At 39.4% G+C, this 13,092-nt stretch carries 13 protein-coding genes and 1 tRNA gene; 3 read left to right on the top strand and 11 right to left on the bottom strand.

What is annotated here, in order from left to right:
- Positions 1-206 precede the first annotated feature (206 nt).
- Positions 207-458: a YdeI/OmpD-associated family protein gene (locus tag CFS04_RS06890; RefSeq protein WP_088809872.1), complete on the bottom strand. Its 252-nt coding sequence runs from the start codon at positions 456-458 to the stop codon at positions 207-209.
- Positions 459-609: 151 nt separating this feature from the next.
- Between CFS04_RS06890 and CFS04_RS06885 the strand changes: the two genes are divergently transcribed.
- Positions 610-1,968 (top strand): MATE family efflux transporter, encoded by a 1,359-nt coding sequence (locus tag CFS04_RS06885; protein WP_088809871.1) that lies wholly within the window; start codon positions 610-612, stop codon positions 1,966-1,968.
- A gap of 28 nt (positions 1,969-1,996) precedes the next feature.
- Here CFS04_RS06885 and CFS04_RS06880 read toward each other — a convergent pair whose 3' ends face one another.
- The 3 genes from CFS04_RS06880 to CFS04_RS06870 form a co-directional block, all read right to left on the bottom strand.
- Positions 1,997-3,274 carry a Y-family DNA polymerase gene (locus CFS04_RS06880; RefSeq protein WP_088809870.1) on the bottom strand — a complete coding sequence of 426 codons (1,278 nt, stop codon included), beginning with the start codon at positions 3,272-3,274 and terminating at the stop codon, positions 1,997-1,999.
- Positions 3,262-3,624 (bottom strand): hypothetical protein, encoded by a 363-nt coding sequence (locus CFS04_RS06875; protein WP_088809869.1) that lies wholly within the window; start codon positions 3,622-3,624, stop codon positions 3,262-3,264. Before CFS04_RS06875 ends, CFS04_RS06880 begins: the two co-directional genes overlap by 13 nt.
- 157 nt (positions 3,625-3,781) lie before the next feature.
- A complete protein-coding gene (locus CFS04_RS06870) occupies positions 3,782-4,039 on the bottom strand; it encodes a hypothetical protein (protein ID WP_088809868.1) in 258 nt (85 codons plus the stop codon).
- A gap of 185 nt (positions 4,040-4,224) precedes the next feature.
- Here CFS04_RS06870 and CFS04_RS06865 point away from each other — a divergent pair, with 185 nt between their 5' ends.
- A complete protein-coding gene (locus CFS04_RS06865; protein WP_255377779.1) occupies positions 4,225-4,677 on the top strand; it encodes a hypothetical protein in 453 nt (150 codons plus the stop codon).
- A 168-nt stretch (positions 4,678-4,845) separates the two neighbouring features.
- On the opposite strand, the gene CFS04_RS06860 is transcribed toward CFS04_RS06865, so the two are convergent.
- The 5 genes from CFS04_RS06860 to racE all read right to left on the bottom strand — a co-directional run bounded on the left by CFS04_RS06860 (position 4,846) and on the right by racE (position 7,771).
- Positions 4,846-4,919: transfer RNA gene (locus CFS04_RS06860), tRNA-Arg, on the bottom strand.
- Between the two features lie 105 nt (positions 4,920-5,024).
- On the bottom strand, positions 5,025-5,546 hold the full coding sequence (locus tag CFS04_RS06855; RefSeq protein ID WP_088809867.1) for a metallophosphoesterase: 522 nt from the start codon (positions 5,544-5,546) through the stop codon (positions 5,025-5,027).
- Positions 5,547-5,587: 41 nt separating this feature from the next.
- Complete coding sequence (locus tag CFS04_RS06850; RefSeq protein ID WP_088809866.1) at positions 5,588-6,199, bottom strand: XTP/dITP diphosphatase; 612 nt, start codon at positions 6,197-6,199, stop codon at positions 5,588-5,590.
- 4 nt (positions 6,200-6,203) lie between these two features.
- Positions 6,204-6,950, bottom strand: a complete 747-nt coding sequence (rph, locus tag CFS04_RS06845) for a ribonuclease PH (RefSeq protein WP_088809865.1) — start codon at positions 6,948-6,950, stop codon at positions 6,204-6,206.
- A gap of 17 nt (positions 6,951-6,967) precedes the next feature.
- Positions 6,968-7,771: a glutamate racemase gene (gene racE, locus CFS04_RS06840; RefSeq protein ID WP_088809864.1), complete on the bottom strand. Its 804-nt coding sequence runs from the start codon at positions 7,769-7,771 to the stop codon at positions 6,968-6,970.
- 152 nt (positions 7,772-7,923) lie between these two features.
- Here racE and CFS04_RS06835 point away from each other — a divergent pair, with 152 nt between their 5' ends.
- Complete coding sequence (locus tag CFS04_RS06835) at positions 7,924-8,376, top strand: YslB family protein (protein WP_088809863.1); 453 nt, start codon at positions 7,924-7,926, stop codon at positions 8,374-8,376.
- Between the two features lie 164 nt (positions 8,377-8,540).
- Here CFS04_RS06835 and CFS04_RS06830 read toward each other — a convergent pair whose 3' ends face one another.
- Complete coding sequence (locus tag CFS04_RS06830) at positions 8,541-10,295, bottom strand: immunoglobulin-like domain-containing protein (protein WP_088809862.1); 1,755 nt, start codon at positions 10,293-10,295, stop codon at positions 8,541-8,543.
- 509 nt (positions 10,296-10,804) lie between these two features.
- A complete protein-coding gene (locus CFS04_RS06820; RefSeq protein ID WP_088809860.1) occupies positions 10,805-12,994 on the bottom strand; it encodes an immunoglobulin-like domain-containing protein in 2,190 nt (729 codons plus the stop codon).
- Positions 12,995-13,092: the final 98 nt, after the last annotated feature.

Below are 13,092 nucleotides of genomic sequence, written 5' to 3'. Positions count from 1 at the left end.
TAGGGGTCATAAATATTGGTATCTCCCTCTCATGGGATTTTAGTAACATTGAAAATTTGCTTTTAGGACTATTTTTACTTTTTCTAGGAATTGCATGTTACCATTTACGTTATAAACTCATTAAAAAGGGACGCAACGACTAAGAAATAACACGTGTAAACCCCGCCGAATTGATTTTCGGTGGGGTTTACTAGTATTGCTTCCTCCTATTTCCCTTCATAATCCATATTCATATATTTTTTGCCACCTTTTAGCTCTGTAATCATTTGTTCGATTCTTTTATGGCGAGTTTCCTCACGTTTTGCGCGTCCAATCCACCCAATATAATCATTTTTTTGAAAATCTGGGCGCTTTTTATAGGCTTCTAAAACTTGATGTTCTTTCAACAACTGATGAATATCTTCAGGCAAAGGATAAATCTCACGTTTTAAATTCGTTTCTTTAATATATGGATTCACGTCGTTAACTTCCCTTCCTCCTATTTTAAATCATTTTCCCCTTCTTTTTTTAGACAAACATCTTGTGAAATGGGATTGCGTTTTCATAAAAGAACATGGTACAATTTTCTGAATGAATAGTGAACATACTTTAACTTAAGGACGTGTATCTATGCATCATAAAGCGCTATCCCCCACTAGAAAAATCTTAAATTTGGCTATCCCCGCTACGATTGAGAACCTCCTTCAAACTATGATGGGGTTTGTTGATGGGCTAATGGTTGCTCGAATCGGTTTGCTTGCCGTCACTGCCGTAGGGCTTGCTAACACCATTCTTGCCGTCTACCTTGCCATATTTCTCGCATTAGGGATTGGAACTGCCTCACTAATTGCGCGCTATCTAGGCGATAAAAAAGTAACCGCTGCCAAAGAAATCGTTTCTCAATCTACATTTATTGCGATTTTAGTTGGAGCTTTATTTAGTGTCCTTACACTCCTTTTTGCCTCTCCACTCCTGCAGTTAATGGGCGCTAAGGATTCCGTTCTAGTTTATGCAGTCCCTTTTCTTTCTATAGTTGGCGGAAGCTCCGTTTTCATTTCTTTGATGACTGTATGGGGAAGCGTATTACGCGCTGCCGGAGATACAAAAACACCTATGAAAATTAGTTTCGTCATTAATATTTTGAACGTTCTTTTAAACTACATCTTGATTTTTGGTATCGGATTTATCCCCGCATTTGGCGTAGTCGGCAGTGCAATTGGGACTGTTATCGCTAGGCTCATTGGCTGTTTATTACTATACATGAAAATTCAACAAACTGATTTTCATCTTTCTTTCCGCAAATTATTCCGAAAATCCAATTATTCGGCGCTTATTCGCCTCTCTATTCCCGCAGCTTTGGAGCGGCTTGTCATGCGTCTAGGACAAGTACTTTATTTCAGCTTAATTGTAGCTGTAGGGATTAAAACATACGCCGCTCACTCGATTGCTGGGACTATTGAAAGCTTCACTTATATGCCTGGTTATGGTTTTGCCATTGCGGCGACAACACTTGTCGGTATGAGTGTGGGTGCTAAAAACTATCAGGAAGCGAAACAATTGGGATTTTTGTCTGCTAAAATTGGGCTGATAATTATGAGTGCTTTTGGCGCCGTTCTCTTCTTTTTCGCTCCTGTATTTGGCAGTTGGTTTACACAAGACCCAGAAGCGCTGCATAAAATTATAATCGCTCTGCGCATCGATGCTTTTATTCAGCCTATTTTAGCGATTAGTTTAATCCTTACAGGCGCTCTTCAAGGTTTGGGTGATACGAAATCGCCTTTATATAGCACGGTTATTGGCATGTGGGGCGTCCGGATTATCGGCGTGATTATTTTCAGCTTATGGCTTCAGATGGATATTGCCGGCATTTGGCTTTCGATTGGACTCGATTTACTGCTACGTTCCATTTATCTTACCTATCGCTTCCGGAAAAAGATCGCTCAAAAAAGCACGTTATTCGCAAAAAAGCAAGAGTTGAAAGATGTCTAATAAAAACCGCTAAAAATTTTAGCGGTTTTTACCCTTGATGCCCGCCAATGTACGTCGACCGCTTCATTCCAGTGGCCCCGCTTGAAAGGCTGCTCGCATGCATTAAGGCTTTATAGCCATAGCGCGCGCGAATCTTGTCAATTGTTCGCTCTAATTGTTCCATTTGCAGCGTTTTAATAGGATTCTCAAACAAATTAAGCTGCAAGCCCTTTTTTAGTGCGATGCCACCAAATGAAATGGCGATGACGCGAACAGATTGCTGCTGATAATATTTCCAAAACAGCATTTCTAAAATGGCTTTAAGCCGCACACTCGAATCTGTCGGCTGGATTTTAATTTGATGTCTAAAGCCTCGAATTGGACTATATTTGCTGTAACCAATACTCAAAAACACCCGATTGGTGTCCACAAAATTTTTGCGAAGGCGCGACGCCATCTCTTCGGCCATTTCTTTTATGACAATCACAACTTCTTTTGCATCTTTGTAGTCGCGTTCCAAAATTTGATTTTTCCCAAAAGATTTTTCGATAGGTTTATAAGTTTCATTGATACGGCTATAATCGAGACCGTGCGCATGATAGTAAAGCTGCTGCCCAATTACCCCAAAATGTTTCTTGAGCAGCCCTGGCTCTGTTTGGCTAAGCTCATAAATGCTATTTATGCCAATATCCCTAAGCTTCCGCCCCATTCGCTCCCCTATGCCCCAGAAATCCGTGAGCTTTTTAATGCGCCACACCTTCTCAGGAACGTTCTCATACCGCCATTCCGCTCGTCTCGTAAAACTATGTTTCGACTCAATATCAAGTGCCAATTTAGCCAAAAGCAGGTTATCGCCAATGCCACAAGTGACATAAAGCCCTGTTTCCTTTAAAATATCCGCTTGAATTTGTTCCGCAATCCTTGTAGTCGTCCCAAAAAGGCGATGCGAACCAGTCACATCTAAAAACACTTCGTCAATCGAATAAGGCAAAAAATACTCTTTAGGCACATATCGTAAAAAAACCGCCCGTATTTGTGAGTTAACAGCCAGATAATGTTTCATACGAGGCGGCGCAACAATAATGCGTGGATCGTTTGGAAGCTCATATCTTCTCGCTCCCGTTTGAATGCCAAACACTTTTTTCATGAGCGGTGTCGCAGCAAGAACTAATCCCCCACTATTTTCCGGATGGCTCATGACAACTAAAAATGTAGTAAGCGGATTAAGTCCCCTTGAAACACATTCCACACTCGCAAAAAATGATTTTACATCAATGCATAAAATATCTTTTCGCGGCACATGCTGATAATCCATTACGTGTACCATTTAGATTCGCCTTCTTTACATGCCACATGATGAATACTATCAAAAAATACTTTTACGTTTTTCTCCCCGCTTCTAAGCCAAATATCGCCATCTTGAATGCCAACAATTCGTCCAATTAAGTCTGCTTCCGGAAAACCATCCGGGTTATACACTGGCAATTTCTGCTGAATAATGACAGTTTGCTGATGCAGCAATGCTTCGCTTAATATCATTTCAATGTTTTTCGCACTCATTGCCTCTTTCCAATTTAAATGCTTCTTCTCATGTTCAATTTGCTCTGAATGTTCACTTAAAATGAAGCCACCCCATTTTTGGATACCTCGGTCAAATTCTTCGCCAGGTAAATTCATTTTATTTCGCCCCCTCCCTAAAAAAGAACATACGTTCGTTTAAATTGTATTAAATTAATCAACAAAAGTATACAGTCCGAAAGTCATCTTTTAAAAATATACTGGAACGAAGTAACTAGATAAAAAAGAACCTTGCGAAAAATCACAAGGCTTAAAGTCAAATATTATATTCTAGCATAATTTTTTCGTGTTCATATCTTTGCCGATGTCGATTTCTAAATAAATCGCTCGCTCTTTTCGTAAAAATGATAAGATAAGGCAAGCGTTTCTCATTATAAACAACCGTCAAAAATCCGTGACGATTAAGACGTTTGAGGTTGTGATAATGTGCCTTTAAGTAACCTGAATCATCTTCTTTATGCGCTTCATGGAGGTAAATTAAGACCCGGTAATCTTCCGAGTTTAACCTTTTCATCCTTTCATCTCCCGTATGTTATTTTTTTCACATTAGCGATTATACTGCTAATAATCGCAAAAGAAAAATAAAAGAATATACATAATAAGGCGTATTCTTTTAATATTGAAAATTTTTAAATCGCATCTTAATAATGCTATAATGAAATGTGAAAAATAATTAAGGGAATGATGATTTTGAAGAAAATGGCCTTACTATTTGGCTTCCTCCTTATATTTGGTATTATCCTATCTGGCTGCTCAGGAAATACTTCCAAAAAAGAAGAGACTAGCAAAGAAAACACCCAACCGAAAAACATTATCGGGCAAACTTTACAAACAGAAGGCTTACACGAAACTACCGATAATTGGACCAACATGTATGAAACGGAATTTTATACAGTAGATGCAAACAATAAAATTATTTTTATCCAAGCAGATGTAACAGACAAAAATGTAGACTTTCCAGCATCTCAAGATAAATTGCTAGACCTTGCATCGCCTTATATTCCAAAAGAAACAACTGTTTTAACTGACATGCAAGATGGCTCCGGCTCGACAGGCTACGAATGCCAAAGCGGCGACATGCATTTTACAATTTTACAAGCAGACACCGACGATGATGGAAAAGTAGATACACTTTATATTTCGAAAATCTAAAAAATTGGCCCACAAATGTTATGCCTCAAAGAGTTAGACTAAAAGCCTAACTTTTTGAGTTTTTTTGCATTTATCTATTAAAAAAGTTTTTTATATTGAATCGTTGCATAAAGTAACAAAAAAGACACCAAACTCCGAAAAGCTTGGTATCACTAAAATTCAATATAACGTCCTGAGAGGGATTCGAACCCCCGACCGACGGCTTAGAAGGCCGTTGCTCTATCCAGCTGAGCTATCAGGACAAATGGCTAATTTTTCAACAGCCAAGTACCATTTTATTTCGATTTCATTCGTTTGTCAATGGTTTTATGCAAGTTCGCTTATATTTTTGCAAAAAGAGAACTTTTTCAAGCCTTCAAAAGCGGAAAAACTTGCGTCAGCTCCGTCAGCTCCTGATCATCTTCGTCCATGAATTTTACGCAAATCCCTTCAGGAACACTTTCGATTAAAGCATAGGTTTTCACGCGAATTTGACCTCGCGGCAAAGAAATACTGCCAGGGTTTAAAATGAGCGTCTGGTCAATGAGTTCAGCGCCCAACTCGTGTGAGTGGCCAAAAAAGACAAAGTCAGCATCAAGCTCACGCGCCCGGTAGCGTAAGTTCATTAACGTCATTTTAATATTGTATAAATGACCGTGCGTCACAAAAATACGGTACTCGCCGACCTCGATAACGAGGTCATTAGGAAAGTCAGCGCCAAAATCGCAGTTTCCACGTACCGTCTGAAAGCCTTGAATAGCAGGATCATCCTTTTCAAGTTCAGAGTCACCACAATGAATCATAGCATCCACTTTGTTTTCATATTTTTCCTTTAAACGAAGCAGGCAGTCATGTTCATGATGACTGTCGCTAACTACTACTAATTTCATAAAATGTATATCCTCCCCATGTGCTACTGCTTTCTATTTTCTCACTTTTTATCAATTTTTTCTAGTACTTTTTCAATATTCGCACCAAGATTTTTAATTGCATTCGCACGATGGCTAATTTGGTTCTTTTCAGCAGGCGTTAAATTTGCCATCGTCACACCGCGTTCAGGTAGGAAAAACAACGGATCATAGCCAAACCCGTTTTTTCCAGAAAGCGCTTGTGCAATTTTCCCTTGGCAATCACCTTCATAATAATCAACCTCGCCGTCTGGTGTGGCAAGAGCTAGTGTGCAGTGGAATCTTGCCGTACGCTTTTCATCTGGCGTGTCTCCGAGCTCGCGTAAGAGCTTTTCATTATTCTTGGCATCATTATGTGCCTCGCCAGCATAACGCGCAGAATAGACGCCCGGGGCGCCGTCTAGTGCATCTACAATTAACCCCGAATCATCAGCTAGCACCGTTTGATTTAAAATTTTCGCTACCGTCGTCGCCTTTAAAGCAGCATTTTCCGCAAAAGTCGTACCCGTTTCTTCGATTTCACCAATTTCAGGAAAATCTTTCAGCGTTAAAATTTCCACATCATATTTTTCTAAAATCCCACGAAATTCCTGTGCTTTTCCAACATTTCCCGTTGCAATTACTAATTTTCGCATCTCTTTACTCCCCTTTTATAAGCGCCGTAATATCCGCACCTAATTGTTCTTTTTGTAGCTCAACAAGCTCCGCAATCCCTTTCCGCCCTAAGCGAAGAAGTTCACTTAGTTCCTCGTCAGAAAAAGTCGCCTCCTCGCCAGTTCCTTGTAGCTCAACAAACCGCCCTGCACCCGTCATAATCACGTTCATATCAACGTTTGCAGCGCTATCCTCCACATAATTTAAGTCTAAAACCGCTTCCCCTTCATCTAAAATGCCCACACTTGTAGCGGCAAGAAAATCTTGAATAGGAAATGAGTCAAATGATTTCTCCGTATGTAACCGATAAACCGCAAGCGTCATCGCGATAAAAGCGCCAGTAATAGAAGCCGTACGCGTACCTCCGTCCGCTTGGATCACATCGCAGTCGAGCCAAATTGTTCGCTCCCCTAGCGCGTCCAAATTGACAACAGCACGTAATGCGCGGCCGATCAGGCGTTGGATTTCCATCGTCCGTCCGCTCACTTTTCCTTTGGATGATTCGCGAATGTTTCTTGAACCTGTCGCCCGTGGCAGCATGGCGTATTCAGCTGAAATCCAACCTTTTCCTTCACCACGCATAAACGGCGGAACTTTTTCTTCAATGCTCGCGTTACAAATGACCTTCGTATTTCCAGCTGAAATTAAAACCGAACCTTCCGGATGCATGATGTAGTCTTTTTCTATCTTAATCTCACGCAATTCTTCATTATTTCTACCATCAAATCTCATTTTTACACCTGATTTCCTTATTTTTCCCCAAGAGTGATGTGTTCGACATCCATTTGAGGTAGTTTTAGCCAGTCGTTTGCGATATTATGGAAAATTTTGACCGAACCTGTTGTATAAAAACGGTGATCGGTTTCGCCGCCTCTTCGTTCGAGCAAATCATGATAATCGAGCAGTGCGCTCACTTCGCTGGCCGTTTCCTCACCAGAATTAATGACCGCAACGCCTTCGCCCATCACGTTTTCAATAAGCGGCTTTAAAAGCGGATAATGCGTGCAGCCCAAAATAAGCGAATCAATTTTTGTGCTTTTTAGCGGCAAAAGTGACTCTGCAACAATTTTTTTCGCGATAGCGCTTTTATATTCGCCCGATTCCACAATCGAAACAAATTTTGGACATGCAAGTGAATCCACTTTGACTTGATTATTCAGTCCCTTCAAAGCGTTTGGATACGCCATGCTTTGAACGGTTCCAACCGTCCCGAGTACACCAATATGATTGTTGCGCGATGCTTTAAGCGCCGCCCTAGAACCAGGCTGAATAACACCAATGACAGGTATATCTAATTTCATGCGAATATCTTTTAACGCCGCAGCAGTTGCCGTATTACAAGCAATCACTAACATTTTGATCTTTCGCTCCACTAAAAAATTCGTCATTTCCCAAGTGAATTTTAATACTTCTTCTGTATCACGCGGACCATACGGACAACGTGCTGTATCACCTAAATAATAAATGTTTTCATGAGGAAGTTGCTTTAACACTTCTTTTACTACGGTTAAGCCCCCAACCCCCGAATCAATAAATCCTATTGCTCGTTTCACGGTCTCGCCTCAATTTCTATTTTAAATCTATACGTTTCCATTTTCTTATTTTTTCCCACTTTTAGCAAGTATTTTACAAAAATTATCCTTCTCTCTTTCCAATTGGGGCTACTTTTAGTTATAATAGTGAAGAAGAAAGTGGGGTATTCACAATGACAGAAGAAATTCATGAAGACGTTCAGTCGCAAATTCCAAGCTTCGGCCTTGAATTGTTGCGAGACCATCTTATTCCTGAACTACTAGGCGAGGAAACACCACATATCCTCTACTGGGCCGGAAAAGATTTAGCAAGAAAATTTCCTTTAGCTTCTCTTGATGAAATAAGCGCATTTTTTAAAAAGGCTTCTTTCGGCGAACTTACGCTTACGAAAGAGAAAAAAGACGAGTTACGGATTACTTTAAGCGGTGAGCAGGTCGAAAAGCGCTTTTTAGCGGAAGGAAATCCTACTTTTAAACTAGAAGCAGGGTTTTTAGCGGAACAAATTCAAAGTCAGCGAGGCTTCTACGCAGAAGCTTACGATGAAATCAACGCGCGGAAAAAAGAGGCGCTCCTAATTGTGAAATGGGACCGGAAAGAAACGACCGATAACGAGGAAAACTATTAAAAATCAGGTAGCACGTCATGTTTAAAAGCTGACGACTACCTGATTTTTTTATGTGTATAATTTGAAAATGTTGCAACAACCATCATAAAAGTTATTGCACAAACTATTTCTTTATCGATTTTACTTTTTAAAACTCATATTGCGTATTTCTACAACTTTCTAAACTACCTTACTAGAATAGCAACAGTCGATTCAGAAACTTTAATACTTGCACTATCATACGCAATGATGGAAACGATATCTGTCATCGAAGTAATTTGCGGGCGAGCGTAATATGAATAGTTTCCTGCTGTAACTGGAACTTTGCTTAAAGTAACTCCATTTACTTTTAACGCCACATACCTTACATTGCCCGTATATGTTCCAGATACATATTTATCTTGGTCTATTGTATAATCGTTTGCTGTAATGGTGCAAGTTGTACTCCCAGAATTGTATAATTTTACTTCCTCTCTCGCAATGACAGTACCTTTTGAGTCATAACCAATGACATACACTTTATCTGTAGTTCCATTCGTAATATTTGGTCGTGCGTAATATCGATACTTCCCATCTGTTGCAACTGGAACTTTACTTAGCGTAGCTCCGTTTACCTCTAAAGAAACATATTGCACATCACCCGTATACGTTCCAGATACATATTTATCTTGGTTTACCGTATAATCATATGCGCTAATGCTACCTGTTGAACTATTTGTATCGTTTAATGCAACTTTTGTTTTCGAAACTTCAGCACCACTTGAATCATAACCAATCATGTACATTTGATCTGTATTTGCATCTGTCTCCGTTAATCTGGCATAGTACTGATAGCTACCGCCTGTAACTGGAACTTTACTTCGTTTAACTCCTTTTACTTCTAATGCCACATACTTTACATCACCTGTATACGTTCCTGTTACATATCTATCTTGGTTTATCATATAAGGATTTACTGTAAGGGTACTCGTTATGTCACTACCTGTTTCTGTGCCAAGTAATGTAACTTTCTCTCTTGTAGTTCGGACAATTTTCGAGTCATAAGCAACGATGTACACTTGATCTGTATTTACATCTGTCTCCGTTAGTCTGGCATAGCATTCAAAGCTACCACCTGTAACTGGAACTTTACTTCGTTCAACACCCTTTACTTCTAATGCAACATATCTTACATCACCTGTATACGTCCCTGTTATGATTCTATCTTGGTTTACTGTAAAGGGATTTACTGTAAGGGTACTCGTTATGTCACTACCTGTTTCTGTGCCAAGTAATGTAACTTTCTCTCTTGCAATTTGGGCATTTTTCGAGTCATAAGCAATGATGTACACTTGATTTGTATTTACATCTGACTCCGTTAGTCTGGCATAGTATTCATAGCTGCCACCTGTAACTGGCATTTTACTTCGTTCAATGCCCTTTACTTCTAATGCAACATACTTTATATCGCCCGTATACGTCCCTGTTATGTATCTATCTTGGTCTACTGTATAAGGATTTACTGTAATAGCCCCTCCTGTCACAGTATCTGTGCTGCGTAACGTGACTTTCGTGCGTGCTAATTGTTGATTAGAAGAATCAAGCCCAACTAGATACACGTCTTGGTTTACGTCAGTAATCTCAGGCCGCGCATAATATTCAAAGCTTCCAGCCACGGGAATAGTCGCTTTTCTAAGACCATCTACTTCTAAATAAACCCTTGTCACAGCACCTGTAGCCTCTGCTTGAATACGACTATCTGTACCAACATAAAAGTCTTGGTTGACAATGATTGTGCCTGCAGCATTCGTATTTGTTTCCGTGTCAACGTTTACAACCTCTTGATTAGTTTCTGTCGCTAACACATCGTGTGGTAAAGTAGTCATAACTGTTGCAACAAACACTGTAGCTGCAATAATACTAACACTTAACTTTCTTAACTTAGCTTTTTTGTTCTTCATATTTATCTTCTCCCTTGTTTAAGATAGTCATTTAACAGCTGCCTTTAAATCTAAAAACATGTATATCTTAAAAAAAACTTTTCACAGTATACCGTTATTGATTTTATATGCTTTAGCACACCGTTTAGCCTCGCTTGTTATTTATGATTATCTTTTCTAAATAATTAAAACTTCGTTTGGATGCTCCTCCTTTGATGGGAATTATGACGAATGTGTTTTGAAATATCAAAATACACATAATCATGATACCATCAAAGAAACACACGAAATGGATACTAAAATAGTTTTCTTTGCATATTTTATGTATAAAATGTTACGTTTATTTTTTAAAAAGTATATTATTTATGTAATCAAGCCAGCGGAAAACAGAAAATTTCCTTTAGCTTCTTTTTCGGAAAAAGAAGACTTTGTTAATTGTGAAATGGGACCAAAAAAATAAAAGCATAAAACCAGACATAATCCCATTTTTAAAATGGAGTTCACTGGTTCTATGCTTTTTTGTTGCGTGATTATCTTACCGCGACTGGTGATTCAGCAATAAGACTGCCTGCATTATTATATGCAAGGACTGAAACTACATCTGTTGTCGAAGTGATTTGTGGACGTGCATAATACGTATAGTTCCCGTCTACAACCGGAATTCTACTTAAAATCGTTCCGTTCACTCTCAAAGTAATGTATTTTACATTCCCTGTATACGTTCCAACCACATATTTATCTTGATTTAATATGTAGTTATATGCTGTAATAGTGCCATCTAGTTCACTATTCGTCCCGGACAATGTCACTTTGACTCTTGAAACTTCATTGCCTTCTGAGTTATAGCCAATAACATATACTTGATCTGTATTGGCATTCGTAATATTTGGCCGCGCATAGTACTGGAAACTACCATCTGTTGCAACTGGAATACTGTAAAGAACCGTGCCGTTCACTGAAAGACCTACTTTTTTGATATCTCCTGTATACGTTCCTTTCACATAAGCATCCGCCCCAACAATAAAATTCTTAGGAGAAACTGTACCTGTTCTTATTTGTCCATCTTTTAAGGTCACTTTTGTGCGTGCTAACTGCTCATTAGAAGCATTAAGTCCAACTAAATAGACATCTTGATTTACGTGAGTAATGACATTCTTGGCATAGTACTCAAAGCTACTCGCCACAGGAATAGTTGATTTTCTCACACCATCTACTTCTAGATAAACTTTTGTCACATCTCCTGTAACTTCCGCTTGAATTCGGCTATCCACGCCAACAAGATAATCCTTTTTGACGCTGACTGTACCAGTAGATGTCTGAGTTTGTACTACAGTTGTGCTTGCACTTGACGTTTTACCATTTGCTGTTGCCGTTGCAATAATAACCGTATTCGCAGCTTGTTTTTGTATCGTTAATACATACACACCATCAGAAGCCACTCGACCTCTTGCTAACACCACACCACTTTGATTTTTCAATTCAATATCTGCATTTGGCTCTGCTGTCCCTTCTGCCCTTACTGAATCTGTTGTTAATGACTTAATGGTTGTTGGTGCAATACTTTCGCGTTTAACCGTTGTGGATGCACTTTCGGTTTTACCACTTACCGTCGCTGTAGCTGTAATAATTGTTCCCTCAGGTTGCTTTGGAATGGTCAAACTGTAGTAGCCATCTGTCGCAACTTTGCCTCTCGCAAGGATAATACCACTTTGGTTTTTCAATTCAATATCTGCATTTGGTTCCGCGGTTCCTTCTGCCCTTACTGAATCCGTTGTTATTGCTTCAATGGTTGTGGGTGCCATACGCTCTCGCACAACTGTTGTGGACGCACTTTCGGTTTGTCCCTTTGCCGTCACAGTAGCTGTGATAATTGTTCCTTCTAATTGTTTGGGAATCGCTAAATTATACCTACCGTCAGAACCTACGCTTCCAACTGCCAGTTGCGTCCCGCTTTGATTTTTAATGCTAATTATAGTGTTAGGTTCAGCTGTTCCTTCCACCCTCGTCGAATCAGTTGTAAGCTTATTAATTGTAGTAAAAGCAAGATCTGCCTCTTTCACAATGATAGAATCTACACTAAGAGCAATGGTTGATTGATTATTTACTATTTCGCGATAAGCTAATGATATTTTTATTTTAGTACCTGCTGCTTGTTTTGGAATAACAAACGCAAATGTACCGTTAGTATTGACTGTACCACTCGCAATTTGGTTCTCGGAATCATTCACTGAAATAACAATATCTGCTCCTGGCGTCGCTGTCCCACTTATTACGTTTGAGTTTGGGGTAACAGGATACGTTTCAAATGGAATACGGTCAGTATAAACGACCGTTGCATCAGCACTCGAAGTATTGCCATCTTTAGTTGCTGTCACTGTCATGACCGTATTAGCTGCTTGTTCCGCAATGCTAATTCTATATCCGCCTTCAAAATCTGCGCGTCCTGTCCCAATTTGGACACCATTGTTAGTAACCGTAATGGCTGAACCAGGTTCTGCAAAACCTTTAGCGATTGTTGATTTTGTAGTGGCACCTCCCCAAATTGTTGTAGTTCCGATGGCAGCGTTTACATTTTTAACAACTTGATTACCCACTACTTCCTGATTCGCTTCAATCGCTACCGCATTATAAGGTACTGTCGTTAGAATAGTTGACGCAATAACAGTGGACAAAACGGCACTAATGCTCAATTTCCTTAACTTAGATTTTTTGCTAGTCATGTTTGCACTCTCCCTTTTTCTTAGTTAAGACAATCTTCCAAATTAACATAACTAATCGCCTTTTTACAATCTAGAAAATATGTAAGTTCACTTTGATT

This window comes from Listeria sp. ILCC796 (assembly GCF_900186175.1).
GTDB lineage: Bacteria > Bacillota > Bacilli > Lactobacillales > Listeriaceae > Listeria > Listeria goaensis.
Note: the sequence above shows the minus strand (reverse complement) of the source record. Positions and strands in the feature narration are given on the sequence as shown.

Coding starts and splice junctions, on each gene's coding strand:
- CFS04_RS06855 (WP_088809867.1), bottom strand. CDS start 5,546: ATGAAATTAGTAGTAGTTAGCGACAGTCATCATGAACATGACTGCCTG.
- CFS04_RS06820 (WP_088809860.1), bottom strand. CDS start 12,994: ATGACTAGCAAAAAATCTAAGTTAAGGAAATTGAGCATTAGTGCCGTT.
- CFS04_RS06865 (WP_255377779.1), top strand. CDS start 4,225: ATGGCCTTACTATTTGGCTTCCTCCTTATATTTGGTATTATCCTATCT.
- CFS04_RS06835 (WP_088809863.1), top strand. CDS start 7,924: ATGACAGAAGAAATTCATGAAGACGTTCAGTCGCAAATTCCAAGCTTC.
- rph (WP_088809865.1), bottom strand. CDS start 6,950: ATGAGATTTGATGGTAGAAATAATGAAGAATTGCGTGAGATTAAGATA.
- CFS04_RS06870 (WP_088809868.1), bottom strand. CDS start 4,039: ATGAAAAGGTTAAACTCGGAAGATTACCGGGTCTTAATTTACCTCCAT.
- CFS04_RS06830 (WP_088809862.1), bottom strand. CDS start 10,295: ATGAAGAACAAAAAAGCTAAGTTAAGAAAGTTAAGTGTTAGTATTATT.
- CFS04_RS06880 (WP_088809870.1), bottom strand. CDS start 3,274: ATGGTACACGTAATGGATTATCAGCATGTGCCGCGAAAAGATATTTTA.
- CFS04_RS06885 (WP_088809871.1), top strand. CDS start 610: ATGCATCATAAAGCGCTATCCCCCACTAGAAAAATCTTAAATTTGGCT.
- CFS04_RS06875 (WP_088809869.1), bottom strand. CDS start 3,624: ATGAATTTACCTGGCGAAGAATTTGACCGAGGTATCCAAAAATGGGGT.
- CFS04_RS06850 (WP_088809866.1), bottom strand. CDS start 6,199: ATGCGAAAATTAGTAATTGCAACGGGAAATGTTGGAAAAGCACAGGAA.